Raw genomic sequence first — 24,628 nt, 5'->3', positions numbered from 1 at the left:
CTCGCTTCAGGCCAGCCGGACGACGGGCTGCCGGTCCAGTACCAGCACCTGGCGGTGCAGGTCATAGGCGGTGACGGTCAGGCGCTTGTGCGCGTCGACGCGGAACTCCAGACGGAAACGGTCCTGGCCCGCGACGGCGGGCGGATCGGCGACCAGGAACGTCGGGCTGTCCTCGTTCAGCCACAGCATCGAGCGCTCCTGGCGCTGCTGCGGGGTGACGGCCACGGCGCGGGCGCCGCCGCTCGCGTCGAAGGCGATCTCCAGCTCGGCGCCGGTGTCGCGGTAGGTCGCGTGCGCGAGCTCGTAGACGGCCAGGCCGAGCCGCCGCTGCCGGTCGTGCACCGCCTTGACGGTGATCGTCCGGACGGGCTCGGGCGTCGGGTACGCGGTGCCCGCCTCGACCAGCGTCTCGAACTCGTACGCGCCCGTCTCGCCGTCGACGTGCCGGATGGCGTAGTCGTGCTGGACGTGGTCGTACAGCTCGCTGCCTCCCGCGATACCGGCCGCGCCGGTGGCGACCGCCTCCAGCGGACGGTCGAGGCGGACCACGTCCGGGTCGAAGTGCAGGGCGACGAGGTCCTGGACGGCGGGGATGAGGCAGCTCCCGCCGACGAGGAACACCCGCCGGAGGTCGTCCACGCCGAACCCGCGTCCGGCCGCCGCCTCCAGGCACCCGCGCAGCGCCTGGTTGACGCGCCGCAGCACGCCCTTGTCGCGGAGCAGCGCGTCGAACTCGGCGCGCGTGACGGTGACCCGGTGCGTCTCGCCGGTGCGGGCGTCGTCAGCCTCGATCTCGGCCCGCGGAGCCGTGGCGAGGGCGCGTTTGGCCTGCTCGGCGGACGCCAGGAGGCGGCGGAACACCCGGTTGTGCCCGATCTGGTCGCCCGCGGGGAGGGACAGGCGCGCGACGGCGTGCTCGGCGAGGAGCGCGTCGATGGTGTTGCCGCCCAGGTCCAGGCCCCTCTTGGCGATGGTGCGCACCCCGGCGCCCGCGCCTGCCGCGTCGGGCTCCTGCACGCGCACCACCGACACGTCGAGGGTGCCCGCGCCGAAGTCGACGACCGCGAACGCGTCACCGGGGTTGAGGCGGGCGTGGTAGCCGACGGCGGCGGCGGTGGCCTCGTCCACGACCCGCAGGCGGGCGGCGGGCAGCCCGTCCCGGACCTCGCGCACCAGCCAGTCGCGATAGCGGTCGAACGACTCGACGGGCGCGGTCGCGACGATCTCCAGGTCGTCGTCCTCGACGGCGAGCAGGGCGAGCGCCATGACGTCGCCGAGGAACCGCGTCGCGGCCTCCCTGCCGGTGATCGTGCGGCCGCCGACCTTGCGCGGCGCGTCGTAGGCGTGCCCGGACACGTTCGCCTTGGTGGACGCGAACACCGTGACGCCCGGCGTCTCGAACAGCTCCGGAGTGACCTGGGAGCCGAGACGGCGGGCGCCGCCGTCGTCCGCGTAGGCGATCAGCGACGGCACGACCCGCTGCATCGGCCCGGGACCGGCCTCCCGCAGCACGTCGACGCCGGGGAGCGGGATCGGCGCGCCCCGGCCGTGCTCGGCGTCCCAGCCCGCGACGACCGTGTTCGCGGTGCCGAAGTCGATGCCGATACGGGTCGTCATGCGTCTCCGCCCTGCTGCCGGGACAGCGCGATGTCGGTGGGTCCGGCCGCGGGCGCCGGGCCGGTGCCGAGTGCGATGTCGCCGCCGAAACGGTGCGCCAGGCAGTTGCCCAGCAGATCGAGCGCGTCCCGCACGGCGGGGTCAGCGATTTTCAGGCGGAGTTCGCGCGTCCGTTGGAGATCCTGCGGGGTGCAGTGCAGAAAGGGCCGCTCAAGGAACGCGCGTGCCGTGGGCAGGTGGCGGCTGTGGATCTCTAGGGTCTCGTGTTGCATCTCGCCCGATGACGTGACGAGCATGTCTCCGGCGAGCGGCATGGCGAGGAACCGGCGGAATTTCTCCCGCGTGGCCTGCAGCCAGGGAATGCCGGGATGGACGCCGCCGAAATGAGGGGTCACCAGATTGGCCGTGAGCACCTGGTGGGCGAAGAACGGGTCCAAGGACGATCCCTCCCACTCCTCGACGGGCCAGCGGTCGCGGACGGGGCCGTCGTGCGCGCCGGTGCGGTGCGGGGCGCCGTCCGGCGGGAGCTCCCAGATCTCGGTGTGCTGGCTGATGGTGAGTCCATCGCGCGCGTGCCCGTGCACGGCCAGGGTGTTCGGGCCGAGGAAGGAGAGCGCGTCGATGGAGCAGTCGCCCGCGAACTCGTCCGCCGGTATCTTCCGGACGTCCGCCCCGTCCTCCGTCGTCACGAAGATCTCGTTGCGGAGGTCGGAGAAGGCGATCAGGCGGGCGGCCGGAAGCGTCGTCAACTGGCACCGGTTCTCAAGCGAGACGGCCCTGCCGGCCATCATCTTCCGGAACGAATGGACGGGCACGAGCCGCAATCGATCGGCGCCCGGATCGGCGAACGCCAGGCCCTCCAGATGAATCATCACCGCGCCGCGCGACGTCCTCCGCAGGTGCGGTGACATCCCCTCGGGCGAGTCGAATGTGTGCCGTTCAGGGAAGACCCGATCGAGGTGCCAGCGGAGATCGGTCCGGCGGCTGAGGAGGATCTCGTCGCCGAGGTGCAGCAGCGGATGGAGAAATCCGGAATCCGTTCTGCCGGTGAAATGCAGGGTGCTTTCGCCGGCGCCGATCCGCACTGTCTCCACGTGGAGGGTCGTCGGCGTGGACCGGTCTTCCGGCCAGCTCACGGCCAGTTCGGCGGAGTCCGGAGAGATGGAAGCCGCCATGCTGTTCCGCGGCGTCCCGAACGTGGTCAGGTGCTCGGCGGGCAAGCGGCCGACCGTCGCGCGCAGCTCCTGCCAGGGCCGGGCGGTCAGCAGCGCGAGCAGGTCGGCGTCGTCCCCGGTGCGTTCGTCCTCCGGGAGGAGCCGCGCCGCGGCGGCGGCCTTGGCGAGGGGCAGGTCGCGGACGAGGCCGCGCAGCTCCGGCCAGCGCCGACACTCCGCCAGATGGTGCCCGAGGTAGTCGAGCTCGGCGTCGGACATCTCGGCGACCCGGTCGCGCCGCTCGCCCGCGACCACCACCCGGATCAGGTCGGAGTCGCCCTCGGCGGCCATGATCGTGCGCAGGCGGGCGCGGACGTCCGGGGCCGCCGTCCGGTAGGCCATCGCCAGTAGCGTGCCGTCGCCGTCCAGCGCCCGATGCTGCTCGTGCTGCCCGGTGCGCACGAAGAACGCGGCGCGCTCCACCGGATCGGACGGGGCGAGATGGTGCGCGACGCAGAACGCCGTGAGATCCGGCGACTCGACGGCGACGGCGCACAGGGTTTCCACGGCGTCCGGTTCGGGGTGCGCGGCCAAGCGGGCGCGGGCCCGGTCGCCGATCGGGTGGTCGAAGCGCGCGGCGGCCTCGGCCAGCACGTCCGGGGCGAGGTCCGCGTCATCGTCTCCGCGCGCAAGCCTGCTGAGGGACGCGACGCGAGGAGCCGCGTCAGGTGCGGCGGCCCGGCCCCAGCCGTCGAGGAGTGACCACAGGCGGTCGTCGTGTTCGTCCAGCCAGTCGGTCCAGGCGGCGTTGACGAGCATGTCCGGTGGAGGCGACAGGACGTCCAGCAGCGGGGACGCCCAGCGCTGTAAGGAGACGTCCAGCCACGTCCGCCACATCGTCTCGCTCAGAGGAGACCCGGTCGCCTGCGCGAACGCGCGCACGGCCGCGGGATCACCCGCCTCCGCCGCACGCACCACGGTACGGACGGCCCTCGTCCGCGCCGCGCCCCGACGCGGATAGACCCTGAGCAGCAGCACGGCGCCCCGGACGTTCACCTACACCTCCAGCACCGGCACCTGGTGTCCGGCCGCCAGCTCGGCCTCGGTGAAGGACGCCGACTGCGCGCGTCCCTCCCGCAGCCAGGTGCGCAGGTCCTCGATGACCTCGCGCTGCGACGTGCTCAGCGGGACGGTCCGCGCCGCCGCCCGCGCGATGTCGCCCGTCGTGATGTCGCGCTCCTCGGCGAACGCCTCGTACATCGCGTCCACGATGACCTGCTCCAGCTCGGCGCCGACGAACCCGTCGCAGTCCCGCGCCAGCCGGTGCACGTCGAACGCCTCCGGCCTGCGGCCGCGTTTCCGCAGATGGACGGTGATGATCTCGCGGCGCTCCTCCTCGGTGGGCAGGTCGAGGAAGAAGATCTCGTCGAACCGCCCGCGGCGCAGCGTCTCCGGCGGCAGCGCGCTGACGTCGTTGGCCGTCGCGACGACGAACACCGGCGCGGTCTTCTCCTGCATCCACGTCAGCACGGTCCCGAAGACGCGCTGCGAGGTGCCGCCGTCATGCCCGCCCGCGGCCAGCGCCTTCTCGACCTCGTCGATCCACAGCACGCACGGGGACACGGTCTCGGCCAGCCGCAGCGCGCGGCGCACCCGCTCCTCCGACTCGCCGACCAGCGAGCCGTACAGCGCGCCGACGTCCAGCCGCAGCAGCGGCAGCCGCCACAGCCCGCCGATCATCTTCGCGGTGAGGCTCTTGCCCGTGCCGGGGATGCCGATCAGCGCGATCCCCTTCGGCGCGGGCAGCCGGAACTCGCGGGCCGCGTCGCCGAAGGCGCGCTCGCGCAGCCGCAGCATTCCTTCAGCACGCCCAGGCCGCCGAGGTCGTCGGGGCTCTCCTCGGCGGTGTAGAACTCCAGCGCCTCGCTCTCCCGGATGACGGCCTTCTTCTCCGCCACGACCGCGTCGATGTCGCGGTCGTCCAGCACGTCGTCCCGGACGATCGCCTTCGCGAACGCCTGCCGGGCGCGCGCCGCGGTGAGGCCCAGCGCCGCCTGCGCCAGCCTGCCGCGGCCCGCCGGGGTGAGGGTGCACTTCACGCCCTTGGTGTTGTCGATGAGGTGGTCGAGCTCGCGGCGCAGCGCCTCGCCGTCCGGGAGCGGCATCTCCACCACCACCGCGTCGTCGCCCAGCTCCACCGGAACGGCCCGCAGCGGCGTCGTGACGATCAAGGACGAGCCGGTGTAGACGAGCTTGTCGGCGAGGTTGCGCAGCCGCCGCCGGACCACCGGGTCCCGCTCCCAGAACGCGTGGAAGTCCTTGAGGACGTACAGGTCGCGGCGTGCGGGCTCCTTCACCGCCAGGTCCTGGATCTTGGCGAGCACGTCCGGTGGCGAGACCGCCTTCGGGAGCTGCCGTCCTTCCGCCGATTCCAGGCCGGAGGCGACGTCCCAGGTGATCAGATCGGCGGACGGGTCGCGGTCGCGGCGCACCCGGTCCAGCATCTGCAGCGCCCGCCGCTCCTCGACGGTGACCAGCACGATCAACGCGACGCGGGCGCGGAGGTACAGCCGGATCTCGTCCTGGACGGCGTCGCTGCCCATCGGAGGCTCGCTGTCCATCAGAGGCTCCGGCCCGGCGCGGCCATCCCGGTGACCGTGACCGTCCCGCCGGTGATCGTGATCTCCAGCTCGGGGACGGCCGCCAGGTCGTCCGGCCCGTAGCGATCGGTGCGCATCCAGTACTCCTTGTTCGACGAGCCGCGCAGCCCGCGGGCCACGCGCAGCCGCTCGTTGTAGCGTCCGGCGATCACCAGGTCGGCGTCCGCGACGGCCGCCGCCCGCGCCGGATCGGTCTCGATCTCCCGGCGGGCGAAGCCGGTCAGCACGATCACGCCCAGGCCGCTGCGCGCCTTCACCTCGGCGCAGAACGCGGCGATCGCGGCCGGTTGCTCCAGCGGCTCCCCGCCGGTCAGCGTCACGCCGTCCAGGTGCGCGGCGTCCGCCAGCACGTCCGCGGCGACGTCACCGGCCGTCCGGACGGACGCGCCGCCGCCGTCCTCCGCATGCGTCTCGGGGTTGAAGCAGCCGGAGCACCCGAGCGCGCAGCCCTGGCTCCAGATCACATACCGCGTGCCCGGCCCGTTGGCGACGCTGCGCGGCAGGACGGCGTGCACCCGCCACGGAACCCGCGGACCGGTCATCCCTGCCATTGGCGGGCCTGCTCGTCGGCCTCGGCCTGCTGGTACGCCTCCTCGGTGAGCTCGTGATGTTCGACGTCCCCGCCGAGCGCCTGGACGAGGGGGCCGGTGTCGTCCAGGCACCGCGTACCGGCCACGCCCTCGACTCTCAGCTCCACGGCGCCGTCGGGTCGGATGACGATCTCGATCTTCTCCTCGGCCATCGCGCACACCCCTCAGCGGAACCGGGCCGTCCCGAACATCTCGTCCATTCTCCAGCAAATCCGGCCGCGAAGGATGTGATCTAGATCTGACGTAGTACGGATCGCCGAGCGCGGAGTACGGAGTGCCCAGCGCGGAGCCGATACCCGAGAGGGACGCCCATCCGGTCCGCCCGCTCCTAGCGTGATGATCACGTGAAGAGACGGGAGAGGCCATGCTTCGCAAAGTGATCGCCGCCGCCGGCATCGTGGGACTGGCGGCGGCGGGGACGGTGACGATGCCGGGAGCGTCCGCGTCCGCGGACGACGATCATCGGAGGCTCAGGCTCCTGATCCAGCGGATCGCCACGCAGGACGGGGCGCCGGGCGCGATGGCGCGGGTCGAGGAGCGCGACGGGCGGAAGACGGTGATCAGGAGCGGCGTGGGCGACCTCGGGACCGGCGCGCCCATCCCGGAGGACGGCCACTGGCGGATCGGCAGCATGACCAAGCCGTTCGTCGCGACCGTGGTGCTCCAGCTCGTCGGCGAGGACGAGGTCGAACTGGACGCGCCCGTCGACCGGTACCTGCCCGGCCTGGTCGACCGCAGGATCACCGTCCGGCACATCCTCCAGCACACCAGCGGCCTGCCGGACTACCTGAAGCACCTGTCCATGCCGGACATCATCGCGAATCCGCTCACCGGCCACGACCGGCGCGACCTGCTGGCCACGGCCCTGAAGCATCCGCCGCTGTTCAAGCCCGGCAAGGGGTGGTCGTACGGCAACACCGGCTACCTGCTCGCCGGGATGCTGATCGAGAAGGTCACCGGGCGCCCGTACGGCGAGGAGATCAAGCGGCGCATCCTCGAGCCGCTGGAGCTGCGCCACACCTACGTGCCCGTCGAGGAGTCGTTCCTGCCGCGGCCGCACCCGCGCGGCTACGTCCGCACCGCACCGGACGCGGCGCCGCTCGACCGGACGCGGCTCAACCCCTCGGTCGCGCCGTCCAGCGGGAACATGGTCTCGACGGCGTCCGACGTGAACCGCTTCTTCGGCGCCCTGCTCGGCGGACGGCTGCTCGACCGTCCCGAGCTGCGCGAGATGATGACCACCCGCCGCACCGGACGCGAGTCGGGCTCGAGGTACGGCCTCGGGCTGGAGCGCGTCCGGCTGCCCTGCGGCGGCCACCTGTGGGGTCATGCCGGGGACTTCATCGGGTTCTCCACCCGCAGCGGCGTCAACGCGGACGGCAGGACGGTCACCATCATGGCCAACCTCAAACCCGGGAACACCGACGCCCAGGACGACGACCTGGCCGCCGCCCTCACGACGGCTCTCTGCGACTGAGGTCCGTCCTCGCCCCGGTCGTGGTTCCGCCACCCGATCGGGGTTCGGCGGCGGCCTGCGCTCGGGCCGCGGGCGCCCGGGCGCAGGTGAGGGCCACCAGCGGCAGCAGCGTGACGAGCCCGAACGTCACCAGCCGGATGCCGTAGTCGTTCACCACCGCGCCGATCGCGCACGTGGTCAGGACCGCCGCGAGCGTGGGACGCAGCGTCGGCCACGCGCGCAGCGCCGCGTCGAGGTAGCCGGGCGAGAACCGGCCGGGCCATGCCAGCGTCACCACCAGGACGGCCAGGACGAGCGCGGTCCCCCAGGCCAGGGGCCCGCCCGCGAGCGAGCCGAGCGCGTACCCGGCCTTGCGCTCGACGAGCTGCCAGGCCTGCCCTTCGAGGACGTCCTGGACGAACCGTCCGGCATGGGTGCGCGAGGCGGCAGGACGCAGCCAGTCCGCCACCGCGACGGCCGCGACCGCAAACACCGCCGCCGACCCGACCGCGACCAGCCGCGCGAAGGTCAGCCGCACCCCGGCGACCGCGAAGGCCAGCACCGCGACGCCCGGGATCAGGGCCAGCCCGCCGCCGACGTCCGCGCCCCAGGACGGCCACGTGTCGACGCCGGCGGCCACGACGCCGATCAGCACGACCGCCGCGGTCGCGGCCCGCCGCCGTCCGCGCTCGATCAGCTCGGCCGCCGCCGCTCCCGCCAGCACCAGCGCGGCGACGGAGAACACGGCGAACGTGGAGTTGCCGAACCCGTAGTACCGCCCGCCGTACAGCGCGGACGGGCCGAACGGGCTGGCGCGGTGCAGCAGCGTGCCGGTCGCCGCGTCCACGACCAGCACGCTGAAGGTCAGCAGGCTGACGGCCAGCGGCACCCGCCACAGCGGACGCGCGGGCAGCAGCCACACCGGCACCGCCGCGACCGCGAGGGTGAACACGAGGGCGCCCCACAGCGCCGCGCCCTGGAACGGGGCGTGCCACCACCGTGTCAGCGACATCAGATACACCGACACCGGAAGCACCGAGAAGACAAGCGCCGCGTGAATGAAGCCGCGCTTCTGCCACGGTCTCGGCGTCCGGCCGCGGCGCGACGTGATCACCGCGGTGCCGTACAGGACGAACTGGGCCGTCGCCACGACCAGAAGGAGCAGCCCCGCCCAGCGCCGCAGCGTCTGGTCGGTCGTGGTGACGGCTCCGAGCTCGTGGACGGTCGTGGTCGGGTCGGCGGGACGAGCGCGGCCCAGCGAGATCGGCGCGCCGCTGAACTCCGCGGGCTCGGGCGCGCCGACCGCGTCGAGGAGGGTGCTCGGGACGTCCAGCAGCCGCACCACCCCGCCCCAGCGGGTCGAGGTGACCGTGAGCAGCGCCGGGTCCTTGCGCGACGCCGTCGCCGGGCCTGCGACCATGCTCACCGCCAGATGCGGCGTCCCGCCCGGCGGCTCGGTGACGCCCTGGACCAGCACGGTGGTGCCGCCGTCCAGGCGTTCCAGCACATTCCCCGCGAACGCGTCGATCTTGGCCAGGGAGTTGAGCCGTCCGGAGCCGGACTCCACGACCTGGCCGCCGTCGATCACCGTGACGGGGCAGCGGAGCGCGGCGTCGTCCACGGTGGCGCTGTAGCGTGCGACGGTCCCGTCGGGACGGGCCAGCGCGACGGCGGCGCCGGGGCCGATGGCCGTCTCGCATCCTTCGTGCTCGGCCAGCGCCCGACCGAGTTCCCCCGGATGCGGGGAGAACTCCGACCGGGACTGGGCTTCGACGAGCTCGTCCCATCGCCCCACGCGCGCCTCGCCGTCGCCCGCGATCCGGGGGAGGGGCTCGCATTCGCCCTCGTCCGAGCGGGGCCCCGCGCTGGACTGGCCCGCCGACAGCGACAGCCACCCATCGGACGCGCACGCCGGGCCGCCCGTCGTCCGCACCGTCGCGGCACCCGCCGCCGCGCCCGTGGCGCCGCCGGAGGGCGCGCCGCCGGTGAGGAGCCGCCACAGGTGCGGGGTCTGGTCCTCGCGGATGTCGCCCCACGCCAGCCCCGCGACGCCGATGACCACCACCGGCGCCCGCACCGGACGGACGTCCCCGCCCGACCGTCCCGCGAGCTGCGCCGCCGCCGACCCGACGACCAGGCACAGCAGCACGGCCGACCACGCCACCGCGATCCCGGCCCGCCTCCGGCGCTCTTCGATCATGAAGCCAGAGTCCAGGCGCCCGGATGGCTCCGCAACCGGAAAGGACGAATCACACCTTTACGTGATGTCCCGCCGGACGGTCGTGACCGTGGCGATGGCCGCGAACGCCAGCCCGTATCCGAGGAGCAGCAGCACCCCGCCCCAGGCCGGCAGCGTGTCCAGCTCGCCCGGCCCGCCGAACACCGACGTGGTGAACGTGATCGCCCGCACCGCCCCGGCGGGCAGCCACTGCCCGACCTGCGGCAGCGCGACGGTGACGATGCCCTCGACCAGCTGGACCCAGCCCACCGCCACGATGATCGCCGCGATCTGGTTGCGGATCAGCGCCCCCAGCCCCAGCCCGACCAGCGCGTAGAGCGCCATCGCCAGGACCGTGCCGCCGAGGATCAGCGGGACGTCGTGGTCCAGCAGCGAGGTCGAACCGCCCTTGATCGCCAGCGCGGGCAGCGCCACCGCCACCGTGACCAGCACCGTCGCCAGCCCGAACCCGGCCCCGAACAGGAAGTAGGAGATCAGCTTGGCCGCCAGCACCCGGCCGCGGACGGGCGTGACGAGGAACGTCCCGCTGATCGTCTGGTGCCGGTACTCGCCGGTGATCCCCATGATGCCGAGGATCATCATGAACAGGACGCCGGCGCTCGCGCTGGCGTAGAACGCGCGGACGGTCGCCGGGTCGGTGACCGGCGGGATCGCGGCCTCCCCGTCCATCTCGACCCCGGCCAGCGCCACGTACAGCGCCAGGCCCATCAGGCTGAAGCCCAGGCTGAGGGCCAGCATGCCGAGCCACATCCGGGTGGAGCGGATCTTCAGCAGCTCCGCCCTGACCAGGTTGATCATGCCTGCCCGCCCTTCACCGAGGCCGTCTCTCCCAGCTCGGCGCCGCCGGGCGCGGGCCGGCCGTCCAGCTCCGCCATCGTGAGCTCCAGGAAGATCTTCTCCAGCGCGGAGCGCTCCCGGGAGAGCTCGGTGAGCACCGCCTGGGTGTCCAGGGCCGCCCGGCCGACGTCCTCCGGTTCGAGCCCGGTCACCCACAGCCGGTCGTCCTCGCGCCTGACCCGCCCGCCCGCGTTCTCCAGCGCGACGGCCAGCTCCCCGGCCTGCGCCGTCCGGACCCGGAGCTCCCCGCCGGCGCCGACCAGCTCGGCCAGCGGCGCGTCCCGGACGAGCCGCCCGTGCGCGACGATGACGACGTGGTCGGCGGTCTGCTCGACCTCGGGGAGCACATGGCTGGAGACCAGGACCGTGCAGCCGTCCTCCGCAAGATGGCGCAGCAGCGAGCGCAGCCAGTGGACGCCCGCCGGGTCGAGGCCGTTGGCGGGCTCGTCCAGGATGAGGACCCGCGGCTCGCCCAGGATCGCGGTGGCCAGCGCCAGCCGCTGCCGCATCCCGAGCGAGTACCCGATCACCCTGCGGTCGGCGGCGCCGGTGAGCCCCGTCCGCTCCAGCACCGTGGCCACCCGCCCCTCGGGGAGCCCGGCGGCCGTGCAGGCGATCCGCAGATGGTCGCGGCCGCTGCGGCCGGGATGGAACCCCGTCGCCTCCAGCGCGGCCCCGACCTCGGTGACCGGACGCTCCAGCTCCGAGTACGGACGTCCATTGACCAAGGCCCGCCCCGAGGTGGGCGTCACGAGCCCCAGCAACATCCGCAGGGTGGTCGTTTTTCCAGCGCCATTCGGCCCGAGAAAACCGGTGACCATTCCCGGCCGCGCGGTGAAACTCAACCCGTCCACGGCACGGACCGCCCCGAAGTGCTTGGTAAGCCCCTCAACCGAGATCATGCGGGCATTCTTCCAGCCCGCACGTCCGGTCACCGGCCGGGGGCGGTGGCGGGTTGGAAGAGTTCTATGAGGTTGCCCGCCGGGTCGGTGAGGAGGATCTGGCTGCCGCCGGGGCCGGTGACGACGTCGCCGGTGAAGGTCAGTCCGGCGGCGCGGAGGCGGGCGATCTCGGCGTCGAGGTCGTCCACCATGAGGTGGATGCGGTTGCGGCCGGGGACGGCGGGGTCGGGCGTGGCGCGGGCGCCGGAGCTTGCGGGGCCCGAGAGCAGCAGCCGCAGCGGCCCGCGCACCACGTCGGCGAAGGCGGAACCGGCGCTGGTGCGCAGCGTGAACCCCAGGTGGGCGGTGTAGAAGTCGGCGGCCGCCTGGACGTCGTCGACCAGGTAGCGGACGCTGGCGAGCTCATCGGGTGCGGTCATGGCGAGACCTCTCGTGATGGATGGACGAGACGGGGCAGCAGGTAGCGGATGCGGGTGTCGATGTCGGCCGCTGTCTGGACGAAGGCGGCTCGGTCGGCGCCGCCTTCTGCGGCCGGGTCGGGGAGGCTCCAGTGGACGCGCCGGGCCTGGTCGCCGAAGTCGGGGCACACTTCGCGGACCTTGTCGCAGAGGCTGATCACGTAGTCGAAGCGCCGTCCGGCCAGGGCGCTCAAAGGCCGTGGGCGCCGGTCGGCCACGTCGATGCCGTAGCGGTCGCGCAGCACCTGTACGGCGTCCGGGTGCAGCCGCTGTTTGGGGTGGCTGCCCGCGCTGGCCGCCTCGACGCGGCCGCCGGTGCGGTGGTCGAGGAGCGCCTCGGCGATGGGGGAGCGGGCGCTGTTGCCGGTGCACGCGAACAGCACGGCCGGACGGAATCCGGACGTGGCCGGGGCTGGGGCGGGGCCGAGCGCGGGGTGCAGGGCGGTGCCGGCCGCGGTCAGCGCGTGCGCGCAACGCTCCAGGTCGAGGTGGTGGTAGCTGTCCCGGGCGTCGAAGCTGCTGCGCCGCGCGGTGACCAGCCCGGCGTCCCGCAGCAGCCGCAGATGGTAGGAGACCAGGTTCTGCGGCTCGCCGACCGCGTCCACCAGTTCGCGGACGCGGTGGTCGCCGCCGGCGAGCTCGCGCAGCAGCCGCCACCGCAGCGGATGCGCGGCCAGCCGGACGAAGGCCGGGACGGCGTGATCCATGGACTCCACGGGATCCAGGGTACATCAAACCAGTTTGATGTATCTACAGGAAGAGTATTCACACTGAAAAATTGGACCTGTCTAGAAGCGCCCCAGAAGTGCGCCGCTGGTCTACTTTTAAGGAGCTTTTGCGCATTACGCGGCAAAGGAGCTGTGCATGCCCACCCCACGCACCATTCCTTTGGCCAGTGCAGTACTGGCCGTGCTTGTCGGAATGGCCCTTCCCGTCGCGGCGGCCGAGGGAGCCGGCGAGGCCCGCCCGCCGGCGGTCCGGGCCGCGCCGCCGATCATCGGCGGCTACCTCGTGACCGACGCCGACGCCCCCTGGGCCGCCTCGATCTATCGCAATGGAGCGTTCACATGCTCCGGGACGGTCATCGCCGCGACCTGGGTCCTCACCGCGGCCCACTGCGTCGGCAGCGGCCTCACCGTGCGGGTCGGCAGCGTCCACCGTGATCGGGCGACCACGGTCAACGTGAGCGAACACCTGGTGGCGCCGAAGGGCGATCTGGCGCTGGTGCACCTGGCCGGCGGCCACGAGACGACCTACTCCAAGCTCGCCGACACCGATCCGCCCGTCGGCTCGACGAACCAGATCTGCGGCTGGGGCCGTACCAGCTACAACGGGCCGCTCTCGGAGCAGCTCAAGTGCGCGGACGTCCGCGTCACGTCCGTGGGCGGCACGTGCCTCGACCACCGCTACGGCCCGGCGATCTGCACCACCAGGATCAACGGGAACGCCTGGAGCGGCGACTCGGGCGGCCCGCAGCGCTACAACGACCAGCAGGTAGGAGTCGCCTCCACCGCCGACGGCCGGTCCGACCAGACCTACGGGAGCGTGCCCGCGGCCCGCTCCTGGATCCGCTCGGTGGCCGGCGTCTGAGACCCCGCCCCCCGCCCGGATCGCCCGGCCGGAACCTCGTTCCGGCCGGGCGTTTCCGCACGGCGCGGGATCAGTCCCATTCCCAGCGGATCCCGTGCACGCCCGGCCGCACCTCCAGATCGGCCATGTGGACGCTGTGCCAGCCGGACAGCCGCAGTTCCTGCACGTCGGCCGAGGGCGTCGACACGTTGGGCTGCCAGGTGCGGTGGAAATGGGTCGGCAGCGCGTCCGGCTCGAACTGGACGCGCAGCAGATAGGTGTGCACGGGGAAGCGGAACCAGCGCTGGTAGAACGTGGCCTCCGGCCCGTCGTCGCTGTAGCCGAACTCGTACTCGACCATGTAGGTGTCGCCGCGTTGCAGCGGGTGCTCGAACAGCAGCTCCGCGGCGGTGACGCCCCCCTCGGTGCGGACCCGGCCCAAGCGGCAGTAGGACGTCCGGCGGATGTCGGGCAGCATGTCGTTCTCGCAGTAGTACACGGCGACGTGCCGGTCGACGCCGTCGGCGCGCGCCTGGAACACCACCTGCGTCCGCACTGACCGCTCGTCGCGCTTGGCGCCTACGCGGACGGTCTCCATGCAGTTGACCCAGCGCAGCTGACCGTCCAGCGGGTTCTGGATCTGCCCGAGCAGCCTGTCGACCTTGGAGTGCACCTCGCAGACGTCGCGGTACGTCAGCCCTCCGTGCACCGCCCGGACCCACCGGCCGCGCGGGCGCCGCGGGCCCAGCAGCGCGGCCAGGGAGTAGGGCGCCAGGTCCAGGATCTCTTCGAGGGCGCGGACGGCGCGCAGCGACTGGGAACGTTCCGGACGGCACCGGCCGCGCTGCCAGTTGCTCAGGCTCGCCATGCTGACGTGGATGCCCCGCTCGGCGAGCTTGACGTGCAGCCGCTCCAGGCTCAGCCCCCGCGCCCGGATCGCCCCGCGCAACGCGTGATCGAACGAGTCCGCCATCGTGGGTCCTCCTGACAGCGTCATGCCGCCGCTTGCCCGGTGGACGCGAGACCGGCCCGTCGTGACCGGCCGTCCGCCGTCAAGGGCTGAGAGCAACGCCGAACGTACTGGAGCGGCGGCGGCCCGTCCAGGGGTGATCCGCGAGGTCGCGCCGTCGCGGGCCAGGCCGTGCCGCGACGGGCGGAGGCGCGGCTTTTCATGATTCTAAAGATTCAACTCCCCTGCGCCGCTCTGCCCTGCCGTTCGCCGGCGATCGGCCGGCCGGCGGCGGTCACGTCGCCTTTCACCAGCGACGATGCCGTGCCGATCACGGCGGAGCGGGCCGGGGTTTCAGTGTTTTGAACTGAATATTTAGAGTTTTGCCGCTCTGTGCCGCTCTCGCCTTGCCCGTCCTGTTGCGTCGGGCGCAATCTACGGCGCGGCGGTGTCTGGGGGCACGCCGCCGGTCCCTCGACCGAAGGAGTAACCGTGTTCCACCACAGACGGGCGGCCCTCTGCGCGACGGTCACGCTCGCCGCCCTCCTCGCGACGGCCGCACCGGCCGCACCCGCCGCCGCTGCGCCGTCCGCCGCTGCGCCGTCGTCCGCCGCCGCGGATCTCACGCAGGCCGTGACCGCGGCCATGCAGCAGAAGCTCGGCGCCAAGGCCAGATCCTCCTACGGCGTCGCCGCGGGCTCCCACCTGCGGACGCTCGTGGAGCCGCAGCGCTGGTCGTCCGACCGGGCCTGGTCGTTCGGCAGCTCGGTCTTCCTGATCCCCAAGGGCATCGAGACCGCGCCCGTGACCTCGCTCTTCGTGGCGCGGCTCGCGGGCGGCGCCTGGAAGGTCGGGCTCCAGGGCACCCCGGACTTCGCCGCCCTGTCCCACCAGGCCCCGGCGTCGGTCGTCAAGGACGCCGAACGCGGCCCGTTCGCGCGGACCGTCCAGCCGCGGGCCCTCGCCGCCGACACCGGCCTCTCGCTGCCGTGGCGGCAGGGGACGGGATGGGCGCACTGGGGCGTGCACGGCAACAGCGGCCAGTCCCGCCCGTACAACTCGATCGACTTCTACGGCGGCGACGGCAACGTGCTCACCTCCCGCGCCGGCACCATGTACCGGCACTGCACCAGCGGCGGACGCTGGCCGTACATCACCGTGATGCACGACAACGGTTACACCACCGGCTACTACCACCTGCGCGACACCACCTCGAAGGCCAGCGGGAGCCAGGTGAACCTGGGCGAGTACCTCGGCCGCATCGCCGAGGAGCTTCCCTGCGGCGGCTCGGCGAACGGCGACCACACCCACTGGACGCTGTGGTCGGGCTCGGACGGGAACACGCCGGTCGCCGTCCAGGGCAAGAACATCGGTGGCTGGACGTGGTGGGAGGGCGCGTCGGCCTACACCGGCTACGCCGAGCGCAACGGCACCCGGATCTACCGCAACGTCTGCTGCAACCTCATCAACTACGGCGGCGGGGGCGACCCCGGACGGACGTTCGAGAACACCGCCAACGTCGACATCCCGGACCAGGGCACGGCGGAGTCGTCCATCACGGTCAGCGGAGTCCCGGGCAACGCCCCGCGGTCGCTGTCGATCTACCAGGACATCCACCACACCTGGCGCGGCGACCTGCAGATCGACCTCATCGGGCCGAGCGGCCGCGCCTACCGGCTCCGCGACCAGGACGCCGACGACGAGGCCGACATCGTCCACGAGACGGACGCGGTCGACGCCTCGGCCGAGACCGCCAACGGCGTCTGGAAACTGCGGGTCACCGACATGGAGGCCAACGACAGCGGCTACATCGACGCCTGGAGCATCACCTTCTGACCGGCGGCCCTCCCCCGATCCGGCTCCGGTCCCCGCCGTCCGCGCAGGGTTGCGCGGACGGCGGGGCGCAGGCCATCATCGAAACATGATCTCCAACCGGAAGGGCGGCGACGCCCGCGCGCGGTGACCGCGCCCATGCGGCGCGAAGACGCCGCTCGCCCCGCGGCCGATGTCCGCGGAAAGAACGCTCAGGACCGGTGGCGGGAAGCAGTCAAGATCCGGCAGGAATGGCTGGAGTACGGCCTGTCCACGGATCCCGCCGACCGGCAGACCACCGAACGCAGCCTCACTGCGATCTACGCACGGATGTCCCGTCCACGGCCCAGGTTCGTGTGGGCCGACTCTCCGGCGCAGGCGATCCCGCTGGTCGCGGGCCTGCCCACGCTGGACGAGATGTACCGGCAGATCTGGGACCCGCGTGCGCCGGGACGGTCCCGGGTCGCCAGCGACCTCGCCATGATCGCGTCCCGGCTCCGCGGCGCGCTCAGCGCCGGGGTCGACTACATCGATCCCGAGCTGGCCCCGGCGCGGATGGGCAAGACCGGTGAACGCTGGCCCGAACTGCCTCCACTGGAGGCGCTCCGCGCTGGTGTTCCACTGGTCGTGATCCTGCACCGGGGCGTCCATACCGCCCTGCACCGGAGCCTCGCCCACGGGTTCCGCTCTCCCGTCAAGGCCACGCTGACCGCCCGCGGGCCCGTACCGGTGTGCTGGTACGGGCAGCAGGACGCGGGGTGGATCGCCTACTACGACGTCCTGCACCGGCTCGGCATGGCGCACTACGACCCGCCTCAGCTCGATCACCTCGGCAACTGGGCCGCGGTGGCGCGCTCGTGCGGATGGTGGTGGCCCGGCGAGGAGGTGTGCGTCGTGGTCGAACGGCCCGACCGGATCCGCACCGAAGCGGTTCCCCGGGCATGGCATGACGAGGTCCGGCTCGCCCGCGACGGCGTCCGCTACCGCGACGGCTGGCAACCGCAAGCCGCCTGACCCACCGGGCGGGCCGGGACGAGTCCGACGCTCTCGTCCCGGCCCGCCGTCATTTACCGGAACGCGGAAGGCAACGAGATCAGCCTCGGCGGCTGAGGGTTTCCGCGAGTGCGCTACGGCGCGTCCAGGAGATGGCGATAGGACGGGAGCAGCCCGGCCTTACGCACGATCGCGGCACAGGCGAGACTGCCGGCGCATGCCTGGCCCGGGTTGGCCGGGTTCAGTTTCGTGTTGTTCGCGAATTGCAGTTCCCGGGGTTCGCCGCAGCCTTCTTCCGGGTTCTGCTCGTCGGCCGGAGGCCAGGCTCCCGGATACTCTTTGCGCTCCAACCATCCGGGGACGGCGTCGTCCCAGAAGTTCCCCCGGAACCGCACGTTCTGGACGGGCCGTCCGCCCCACTCCTCACTGCATCCGCCGATGGAGGCCACGTAGCCGTAGACGACATTGCGGTCCACGGTCATCCACTTGGAACTGTCGTCGGTGTAGATGCCGACATTCCATTCGGGGTTGAACTTGCTTTCGGTGACGGCGTTGCCGCTGACGACGGCCCCGTCCCCGTATGAGGTGCCCTGCTCGCCCCGGAGATAGATCCCGCCTCCGTCCGCCAAGAGCCGGTTGGTCCGGAATACGCGATTGTTGAGGACGCGGTTGCCGTGCATGATGCCCCGCAGATCCTCGCTGGGACCGGACAGGATGCCGATGTACGGCACGTCGTTGACCTGGTTGTGGGCGATCGTCGTCTGCTGAGTTGCGGTGTCCCAGATGGCGGACGAGGCGCGGTAGTCCATTCCGGTGCCGTGAATCCAGTTGTTGCTGATCCGGTTTCCGCGGTTGACGCCCTTCATGTCGGGCGGGACGACGCCCATCAGGATGCCTCCGTCCGACACGTCGGTGACGACGTTGCCGTCCACGACGTTGTACGAACTGTTCTCGGAGAACTCCAGGGCCTGAGCGCCCAGATGGACAAACCGGTTGCCTTCGATACTGATCCGTTCCGCGGTGCGGAATGCGACGTTGCCCGGCACCGTCAGCGGCGTCATGTCACCGTTCTTCGCCGGACGCATGTACATGCTCCACGCGGCGGCGAATCCGGCCGGCTCGCTGGGCGCAAGCCAGGTGGCGTGCGCGAACGTCAGCCCTTTGAATGCGACATCGTGCAATGGACGTCCGGCCCGGCCCGTACCGCTGACGAGAGTCTGAAGAACGGGAGCGGTGACCTGGACGCGGCGCATGTCCTCTCCAGGCCGCGGCCGATAGAGCAGCACATGCCTCCCGGATTGAGACCGGTCGAGATACCAGCTGCCGGGCTTACTGGCGAAGCTCGGGGAGTTCTCCACCTCGAACCATTCCTGGGGCGTTTCCGGGCCGTACAGCTTCCGGAGCATGTCCCAGCAGGGCTGATCCATGGTGATCGTGGTGCGCCCGGCGTCGCCGGAGATCCCGGCAACGCCGCACCGTCCCTCGACATAGCCGTACCGGTACACGAACTCGATATCGGCGGGATTGCGCCAGGTTCTCGGGATGGGACTCGTGGTGGTGTAGCCGGTCTTCGTCACTTTCAGCTTGTCCGCGAGACCCGAGTTGCCGCGGACGAGACGCGAGCCCCGCCTGTCGTTGACGTAAAGCTGACGGATATCGAGCCCTCCGACGTCGGCGCGCCAGAATCCTTTTTGCTTCTCGTCGGGCCCCCAGCCGGTGATCTGACGGCCGCCGCTGACCGTCACCTTCTCCTGGCGGGACGTCCCGTACCCGAACGCCTGATAGATCACCCGATGACCGTTGCGGCCCGAGTCGCCCGCCCCCTCCGTCAGGGCGAGCGGCGCCGCCAGCCGGTACGTCCCGGTCCGGAGGTTCACGACGATGTCAGACGCCATCCGCGCCGTCCGCTCCCGGACGGCCTTCTGCGCGCGCGCCGGTGTGGCGAAGGGCCGCTCGACCGTGCCCGGCCAGGTGTCCTTTCCCCACGGCGCGACGTACAACTGCTCAGGTCTCTGGCCTGCCCGCGCCGCAGCCGATGCCGACGACGGTCCTGCCGCGACGGGCATCCCGATCACCAGTACCGCCGCGGCCGCACCCGCCCGCGTCCCCCTGATCCCCACTCCGCCTCCCGGTCGATTCGATGAGCCTTCGTCCCAACCCTCGGGGCGGGCAGGCTGGGCGCGCGTCGGCTGAACGTCGATCGCGCAGTCGTCCGCAGGTATCGAGCTGTCTCGTCTTCTGGTGCGAGAGGCCGCGACGATCGTCGGATTCGCCCGGGCCCCCGGTTGGTTACGCTCGCGCCGTGGAGTCTGCGCGGACGATGTCGCCGCAGGGCAGGGCGTTGGAGCCTATAGCCCGGCTGGCCGATCGTGTCGCGCCGGGTGCGCTGGGCCTGCTCCTGGCGGGCTTCGTCCTGCTCGACTACTACGGTGAGCGGCCCGGCCGAGCCGGGGGCGCACTGATCATCGCGTTCGCCGCCATCACGGGAACGGCCGCTGCGACGGCCAGGCACCGCCTGTGGCCGATCTTCGCCGTCACCGCTCCGGCCTCGTTGCTGTTCTCGTGGTGGCCGGGCTTCATCGTCGCGTCCTACTACGCGGCGACGACGCTGCGCCGCCGGGCCCACCTCGCCCTGTTCACCGCCGCGTCGGCCGTTGCGCTCCTGGGGCTGCCCGTCCTCTACGACACCTCCGGCCTGGAGTTCGCGCTCGGCCCCGGCTTCCCGACGTCGGCGTTCGACGGCGTCCTCGCCGTCCTGTTCCTGGTCGGCCTTCCGCTGGTCGCGGGCCTGTGGATCAACGCCCGCCGGCAGGTCCTGGCCGGGCTCGCCGAGCGCGCCGAACGGCTGGAACGCGACCAGGCCGCCCGGACCGAACGGGCCCGCGCGGCCGAGCGCACCCGCATCGCCCGCGAGATGCACGACGTCGTCGCGCACAAGGTCTCCTTGATCGTCCTGCATGCCGGGGCCCTCGAGGTCGGCACGTCCGACCAGGACGCGCGGGACACGGCCGAGCTCATCCGCGCCACTGGCCAGGCTGCGCTGACCGACCTGCGCGACGTGCTGGGCGTGCTGCGCTCACCGCCCGCCGGACGCCCGAGCACCGCCCTTCCCGTGCTCGGGGAGCTGGGGCGGCTGCTCGACCAGTCCCGGTCGGCGGGCCTGCCGGTCCGCCGCCGGGACGAGGGCACGCCCCGACCGCTGCCCGCCGCCGCCGAACGCGCCGCCTACCGGGTCGTGCAGGAGGCGCTGACGAACGTCCACAAACACGCCGGCGGGGCCGCGACGGAGGTCGTCCTGCGCTACCGGCCGGACCACCTGGAGCTGACCGTGGCCAACGAGCCGCCCGCCGACACTCAAGGCGCCGCCGGGCCGCCGCCGCCCGGTGCCGGTCTCGGCCTCATCGGCCTGCGCGAACGCCTCGAACTGGTCGGCGGACGGCTGGACGCCGGCCCGCGTCCGGACGGCGGCTTCACCGTCCGCGCCCGCATCCCCACCACCGCCGAGGAGCCCGCATGATCCGCGTGCTGATCGCCGACGACGAGCGCCTGGTCCGGTGCGGCCTGCGCCGGATCCTGGAGAGCGACGGCGGGATCAGCGTCGTCGCCGAAGCGGGCGACGGGGCCGAGGCCGTGGCGGCGGCCGCGCGGTGCCGTCCCGACGTGGTGCTCATGGACGTGCGCATGCCCGGCACCGACGGCCTCACCGCCGCCGGTCAGATCGCCGCCGCAGGCCGGAACGCCGCCGCTGGACGGGGCGCCGCCGCCGCGCCCGCCCCTCCGAAGGTGGTCATGCTCACCACGTTCAACCTGGACGAATACGTCCACGAGGCGTTGCGCGCGGGTGCCGTCGGGTTCCTCCTCAAGGACACCCCGCCGCGCGACCTCACCGCGGCCGTCCACGTCGTCGCCGCCGGGCACGCGATGCTCGCCCCCACCGTCACCCGGCGGCTGATCGAGCATTTCGCCGAGAGCGGCGCGTCGAGGTCGGCGGCGGCCCGGGAACGGCTTGCCGTTCTCACCGACCGCGAAATGGACGTGGTGCGAGCCGTCGCGCGAGGGATGTCCAACACCGAGATCGGCCGTGCGCTCACCATGAGCGAGGCCACCGTGAAGGCGCATGTGAGCCGTGCCTTGGCGAAACTCGGCCTCGCCAACCGCGTGCAGGCGGCCATTCTCGCCCACGATGCCGATCTGGCCTGAGCCGAGGCCCTTATGCGTCCGGGCCGTCGATGTACCGCGCGAGCCAGGCCGGTACGCGCGGACGGGGATACGCCTCCAGATCGCTCCGGTAATCCTCGGGCGGCAGCATCTGGTCGTGCGGGAAAGGACCGTCGCCGTAGTCGTAGTTCACGGTCGTCTCGCCGCGGTTCGTGACGGTCAGTAGCAGCCGCCACCACGGCCCGGCCGACATTCCCGCCGCGACGTGCCTTTGCTCGCGGACGAGCGCGGCCACCGGCTCCGGAACCGGAACGACGACTGATCGATGGTAGGACGAGAAGCGCAGGTGGGCGATCTCGGCGGAGACGGTGAACGCGAATTCCGCCCACAGCCACTCCCACTCGGACGGGCCGAGCAGCGCCAGCTGCTGCACGATCGGCTCGATCAGCCGCGACGCCTCCGCGGCGATCACGTCGTCCGGGCCGCCTTCGCCGCCGGGGCCGACAATGGTGAACCCGCTGATGGACGGCTCGTCCGCCGATTCCTCCTGCTCCAGCCACTGCACGAACTCGGCCATGTAAGCGTCGGCGTCCTTCCCGCCGTTGGCGCCCTTTCCGCCGCTGGCGGTCCGTTCCCGCGCGGTGAACTCGTCTTGCGCGTGCTGCGGCGGAACCGAGGACGACACCTCCTCGATACGGCCGGAGTCGCCCACCAGGAACACCGACCGTCCCACCGGCATGTCGAGAAATGCCATGGGGTCGCTCTCGTCGACCTCCACCGGCGCGTAGACGCTCCACCCGGCCTCAAAGCGATCCGCCGTCAATCCCGTGGTGGGATAGTCCAGGCCGCGCGCCCGGATCCAATCCACCACCAAGGAAATCGCTTGCGCCGCGTCCATTCGCCTGGCCTCCCGCATGTTGGTCCAGGGCACCCTACGTGATCGGCCGACGACGCGGAAGTACGACGCCGACCCCGGCAGCGGCGAATCTCACAGCTTGTCGACCTTCCGCACACGCCTCCGAAGGACGACCCTGAACCGATGGAGGTCGACTTCGCGGAGGACCGCATCTGCTTCCTGCGCTACGACTTTCGCGGCGCCACAGTCCACCCCTTCGGAATGGTCACGCCCGCGCAGATCCGCGATGCCGACTGGAAGGCCATCAGGCCCGAAATACGAACGGCTCACGGCGAGACGCTGTTCATCCCCAAACGGCAGCAGTCCGACCTCGAACAGTTCTGCGGCCGCCACGGAATCGCCTGGAAACTCCGCCAAGATACCTGGGGCGACCTCCTAGAGCCGTTCCTGGATACGCAGTTCGCCCCCGAAGACGAACGCGCGACCATCCTCCGGTTGGGCGAAGCCGGATTCTCCCCGGAAGAGGTCACCGGCATCCGGCGACGCCTCACCCCGCTCATGCACGCCTACAACTTCGACGCCATGCTCTGGGAATGGTCCTACCTCGGCCTGTTCGACCTCCTCAACGCCGCCAACGCCCCCATCGTCGAGCCCAGCCTGCAAAAAGCCCTCGGCGACCCGAAAGCGTTCTACGACTGGACGATGAAGATAGCCGAACGGCATCGCTGACCATAGACAGAACCGTGGTCGCCATCCGGAATGCATTCCGGCACGACCGTAATCACGTCGCGGCGGCCTCAACTGGCTGAACTTACATCCATCGAGCACACCTGAAAATCATGACCGGTTCCGGACATTGTTGGACGCACGCGCTTGATCGATACTCACGTCCGCCGAAGGAACCCATTTCCTCAGGAGTGGTCAGCGTGCTCCCTCACGTGCCCCCCGCCGTCCCCCCGCACGATTCCGATGACGGAGCCTCCGACGGCTCCCGCCCGTCCCGCCGCGACATTCTGAGAACCGGCGCAGGCGCCGGCGTCACCGCCGGGCTCGCCGCCGGCCTGACCGGCTTCGCCGGGCTACCGGCGATCGCCGACGACTCCACCGGCCGGGAGCCGCCCCGCGGCCGCGAGAAGACCATGACCGACGTCCCCTTCGAGGGATTCGACACCGTCCGCGTGGCGATCATCGGGCTCGGCAACCGCGGCGCGGGGCAGCTTCCGCTCTTCTTCCCGATCCCCGGCGCGCGGATCACCGCGCTGTGCGACATCCGCCGCGAGCAGACCGAGCGGGCCGCCGACCGGGTCGAGACCGAAGGCGGGCAGCCCCGCCCGGCCACCTACAGCAAGGGCGAGGACGACTACCGCAATCTCGTGACCCGCGACGACGTGGACCTCGTCTACATCGCCACCCCCTGGGAGTGGCACTACCCGATGGCCAAGGCCGCGCTCCGGCACGGCAAGCACGTCGCCGTCGAGCTGCCGATCGCCACCCGGCTGGACGACATCTGGGACCTCGTCCGCACGTCCGAGCAAACCCGCAAACACTGCTGGCTGCTGGAGAACTGCAACTACGGACGCGAAGAACTGCGCGTCCTGACGATGGTCAAGCAGGGCCTTTTCGGCGACCTCCTGCACGGCTCGGGCGGCTACGTCCACGATCTGCGCAACCCGTACCTCTTCCACGGCGCGTACTACCCCGAGGGCTGGCGCCGCAAATGGCACACCCGGACGAACGCCAGCCATTACCCCATGCACGGCCTCGCCCCGGTCGGCGCCTGCATGGACATCACCCGCGGCGACCGCTTCGTCCGCCTGGTCTCGGTGGCGTCCCCGGCGTTCGGGCTGGCGCTCTACCGCAAGGAGCACATGCCGCGCGACCACCCGTCCTGGAAGGACGACTACATCTCCGGCGACCGCAACACCTGCTTCATCGAGACCGCGAAAGGACGCTTCCTGCGCGCCGAGCACGAAGTGTCGACCCCGCACCCCTACAGCCGGGCGAACACCCTCGTCGGAACCCGCGGGGTCTGGTCCGGCGACCCGCAGCGCATTTATCTGGAGACCCTCGGCCACACCAACCACACCTGGCGGAACTTCAACGACGACTTCAAGAACCACGACCACTGGCTGTGGACGGACGTCGGCCCGGGCGGTGGCGGCCACGGCGGCATGGACTACATCTCCCTCTGGCGCACCATCCAGCTGATGCGGCTGGGCCTGACCCCGGACATCGACGTCTACGACTCCGCGTCCTGGTGCTCGGTGATCCCGCTGAGCGAACGGTCCCTCAAGATCGGCAGCCGCGCGGTCGCGGTCCCGGACTTCACCCGCGGCCACTGGAAGAAGCCCCGCCCCGGCCTCTCCCGAGGCCGCCCC

At 71.7% G+C, this 24,628-nt stretch carries 22 protein-coding genes; 8 read left to right on the top strand and 14 right to left on the bottom strand.

The window, feature by feature from the left end; translation table 11 throughout:
• Positions 1 to 6: 6 nt before the first annotated feature.
• The 6 genes from E1287_RS23450 to E1287_RS23430 are packed head-to-tail and all read right to left on the bottom strand — an operon-like array spanning position 7 to position 6,173.
• On the bottom strand, positions 7 to 1,617 hold the full coding sequence (locus tag E1287_RS23450) for an Hsp70 family protein (protein WP_131967198.1): 1,611 nt from the start codon (positions 1,615 to 1,617) through the stop codon (positions 7 to 9).
• Positions 1,614 to 3,827 carry a hypothetical protein gene (locus E1287_RS23445; protein WP_131967197.1) on the bottom strand — a complete coding sequence of 738 codons (2,214 nt, stop codon included), beginning with the start codon at positions 3,825 to 3,827 and terminating at the stop codon, positions 1,614 to 1,616. Before E1287_RS23445 ends, E1287_RS23450 begins: the two co-directional genes overlap by 4 nt.
• Positions 3,828 to 4,628, bottom strand: coding sequence for an AAA family ATPase (locus E1287_RS44860; protein WP_207934406.1), 801 nt, complete (start codon positions 4,626 to 4,628; stop codon positions 3,828 to 3,830).
• Entirely contained in the window at positions 4,550 to 5,392 is an 843-nt protein-coding gene (locus tag E1287_RS44855) for a hypothetical protein (protein ID WP_207934405.1), read from the bottom strand. The genes E1287_RS44860 and E1287_RS44855 overlap by 79 nt, the downstream gene beginning before the upstream one ends.
• Positions 5,392 to 5,973 carry a 4Fe-4S cluster-binding domain-containing protein gene (locus tag E1287_RS23435; RefSeq protein ID WP_165969151.1) on the bottom strand — a complete coding sequence of 194 codons (582 nt, stop codon included), beginning with the start codon at positions 5,971 to 5,973 and terminating at the stop codon, positions 5,392 to 5,394. Before E1287_RS23435 ends, E1287_RS44855 begins: the two co-directional genes overlap by 1 nt.
• A complete protein-coding gene (locus E1287_RS23430; protein WP_131967195.1) occupies positions 5,970 to 6,173 on the bottom strand; it encodes a DUF2997 domain-containing protein in 204 nt (67 codons plus the stop codon). The genes E1287_RS23435 and E1287_RS23430 overlap by 4 nt, the downstream gene beginning before the upstream one ends.
• Before the next feature lie 212 nt (positions 6,174 to 6,385).
• Between E1287_RS23430 and E1287_RS23425 the strand changes: the two genes are divergently transcribed.
• On the top strand, positions 6,386 to 7,498 hold the full coding sequence (locus E1287_RS23425) for a serine hydrolase domain-containing protein (RefSeq protein WP_131967194.1): 1,113 nt from the start codon (positions 6,386 to 6,388) through the stop codon (positions 7,496 to 7,498).
• Here E1287_RS23425 and E1287_RS23420 read toward each other — a convergent pair.
• Genes E1287_RS23420 through E1287_RS23400 form a run of 5 tightly spaced genes read right to left on the bottom strand, consistent with a single transcriptional unit; the run spans position 7,476 to position 12,620 of the window.
• The gene (locus tag E1287_RS23420; protein ID WP_131967193.1) at positions 7,476 to 9,677 is read right to left on the bottom strand and encodes a hypothetical protein; all 2,202 of its coding nucleotides are present in this window, start codon (positions 9,675 to 9,677) and stop codon (positions 7,476 to 7,478) included. The two genes, E1287_RS23425 and E1287_RS23420, sit on opposite strands and share 23 nt — an antisense overlap.
• A gap of 57 nt (positions 9,678 to 9,734) precedes the next feature.
• A complete protein-coding gene (locus E1287_RS23415; protein ID WP_131967192.1) occupies positions 9,735 to 10,514 on the bottom strand; it encodes an ABC transporter permease in 780 nt (259 codons plus the stop codon).
• Positions 10,511 to 11,455 (bottom strand): ATP-binding cassette domain-containing protein, encoded by a 945-nt coding sequence (locus tag E1287_RS23410; RefSeq protein ID WP_131967191.1) that lies wholly within the window; start codon positions 11,453 to 11,455, stop codon positions 10,511 to 10,513. The genes E1287_RS23415 and E1287_RS23410 overlap by 4 nt, the downstream gene beginning before the upstream one ends.
• Before the next feature lie 29 nt (positions 11,456 to 11,484).
• The gene (locus tag E1287_RS23405) at positions 11,485 to 11,874 is read right to left on the bottom strand and encodes a VOC family protein (RefSeq protein WP_131967190.1); all 390 of its coding nucleotides are present in this window, start codon (positions 11,872 to 11,874) and stop codon (positions 11,485 to 11,487) included.
• Positions 11,871 to 12,620 carry an ArsR family transcriptional regulator gene (locus E1287_RS23400; RefSeq protein ID WP_131967217.1) on the bottom strand — a complete coding sequence of 250 codons (750 nt, stop codon included), beginning with the start codon at positions 12,618 to 12,620 and terminating at the stop codon, positions 11,871 to 11,873. The genes E1287_RS23405 and E1287_RS23400 overlap by 4 nt, the downstream gene beginning before the upstream one ends.
• 157 nt (positions 12,621 to 12,777) lie before the next feature.
• Here E1287_RS23400 and E1287_RS23395 point away from each other — a divergent pair, with 157 nt between their 5' ends.
• The gene (locus E1287_RS23395) at positions 12,778 to 13,503 is read left to right on the top strand and encodes a trypsin-like serine protease (RefSeq protein ID WP_207934404.1); all 726 of its coding nucleotides are present in this window, start codon (positions 12,778 to 12,780) and stop codon (positions 13,501 to 13,503) included.
• Between the two features lie 70 nt (positions 13,504 to 13,573).
• Here the strand turns inward: E1287_RS23395 and E1287_RS23390 are convergent, their stop codons facing one another.
• A complete protein-coding gene (locus E1287_RS23390; protein WP_243719361.1) occupies positions 13,574 to 14,455 on the bottom strand; it encodes a helix-turn-helix transcriptional regulator in 882 nt (293 codons plus the stop codon).
• 468 nt (positions 14,456 to 14,923) lie between these two features.
• On the opposite strand from E1287_RS23390, the gene E1287_RS23385 reads away from it, so the two are divergent.
• Both E1287_RS23385 and E1287_RS23380 read left to right on the top strand, forming a co-directional pair.
• The gene (locus E1287_RS23385; protein ID WP_207934403.1) at positions 14,924 to 16,267 is read left to right on the top strand and encodes a proprotein convertase P-domain-containing protein; all 1,344 of its coding nucleotides are present in this window, start codon (positions 14,924 to 14,926) and stop codon (positions 16,265 to 16,267) included.
• Between the two features lie 135 nt (positions 16,268 to 16,402).
• Positions 16,403 to 17,257, top strand: a complete 855-nt coding sequence (locus tag E1287_RS23380; RefSeq protein ID WP_131967188.1) for a DUF6745 domain-containing protein — start codon at positions 16,403 to 16,405, stop codon at positions 17,255 to 17,257.
• 113 nt (positions 17,258 to 17,370) lie between these two features.
• Here the strand turns inward: E1287_RS23380 and E1287_RS23375 are convergent, their stop codons facing one another.
• Positions 17,371 to 19,026, bottom strand: a complete 1,656-nt coding sequence (locus tag E1287_RS23375; protein ID WP_207934402.1) for a right-handed parallel beta-helix repeat-containing protein — start codon at positions 19,024 to 19,026, stop codon at positions 17,371 to 17,373.
• A 512-nt stretch (positions 19,027 to 19,538) separates the two neighbouring features.
• Between E1287_RS23375 and E1287_RS23370 the strand changes: the two genes are divergently transcribed.
• Together E1287_RS23370 and E1287_RS23365 are read left to right on the top strand one after the other, a co-directional pair.
• Positions 19,539 to 20,753 (top strand): sensor histidine kinase, encoded by a 1,215-nt coding sequence (locus tag E1287_RS23370; RefSeq protein WP_165969150.1) that lies wholly within the window; start codon positions 19,539 to 19,541, stop codon positions 20,751 to 20,753.
• Entirely contained in the window at positions 20,750 to 21,436 is a 687-nt protein-coding gene (locus tag E1287_RS23365; RefSeq protein ID WP_131967186.1) for a response regulator transcription factor, read from the top strand. The genes E1287_RS23370 and E1287_RS23365 overlap by 4 nt, the downstream gene beginning before the upstream one ends.
• A 10-nt stretch (positions 21,437 to 21,446) precedes the next feature.
• Here the strand turns inward: E1287_RS23365 and E1287_RS44850 are convergent, their stop codons facing one another.
• The gene (locus E1287_RS44850) at positions 21,447 to 22,265 is read right to left on the bottom strand and encodes a hypothetical protein (RefSeq protein ID WP_207934401.1); all 819 of its coding nucleotides are present in this window, start codon (positions 22,263 to 22,265) and stop codon (positions 21,447 to 21,449) included.
• 168 nt (positions 22,266 to 22,433) lie between these two features.
• On the opposite strand from E1287_RS44850, the gene E1287_RS23355 reads away from it, so the two are divergent.
• Together E1287_RS23355 and E1287_RS23350 are read left to right on the top strand one after the other, a co-directional pair.
• Entirely contained in the window at positions 22,434 to 22,979 is a 546-nt protein-coding gene (locus E1287_RS23355) for a hypothetical protein (RefSeq protein ID WP_131967185.1), read from the top strand.
• Between the two features lie 197 nt (positions 22,980 to 23,176).
• On the top strand, positions 23,177 to 24,628 hold a 1,452-nt coding region (locus tag E1287_RS23350), incomplete at its 3' end, for a Gfo/Idh/MocA family oxidoreductase (protein WP_207934400.1).

It is taken from the genome of Actinomadura sp. KC06, from assembly GCF_004348735.1.
GTDB lineage: Bacteria > Actinomycetota > Actinomycetes > Streptosporangiales > Streptosporangiaceae > Spirillospora.
This window is presented reverse-complemented; position numbering and strand designations above follow the sequence as displayed.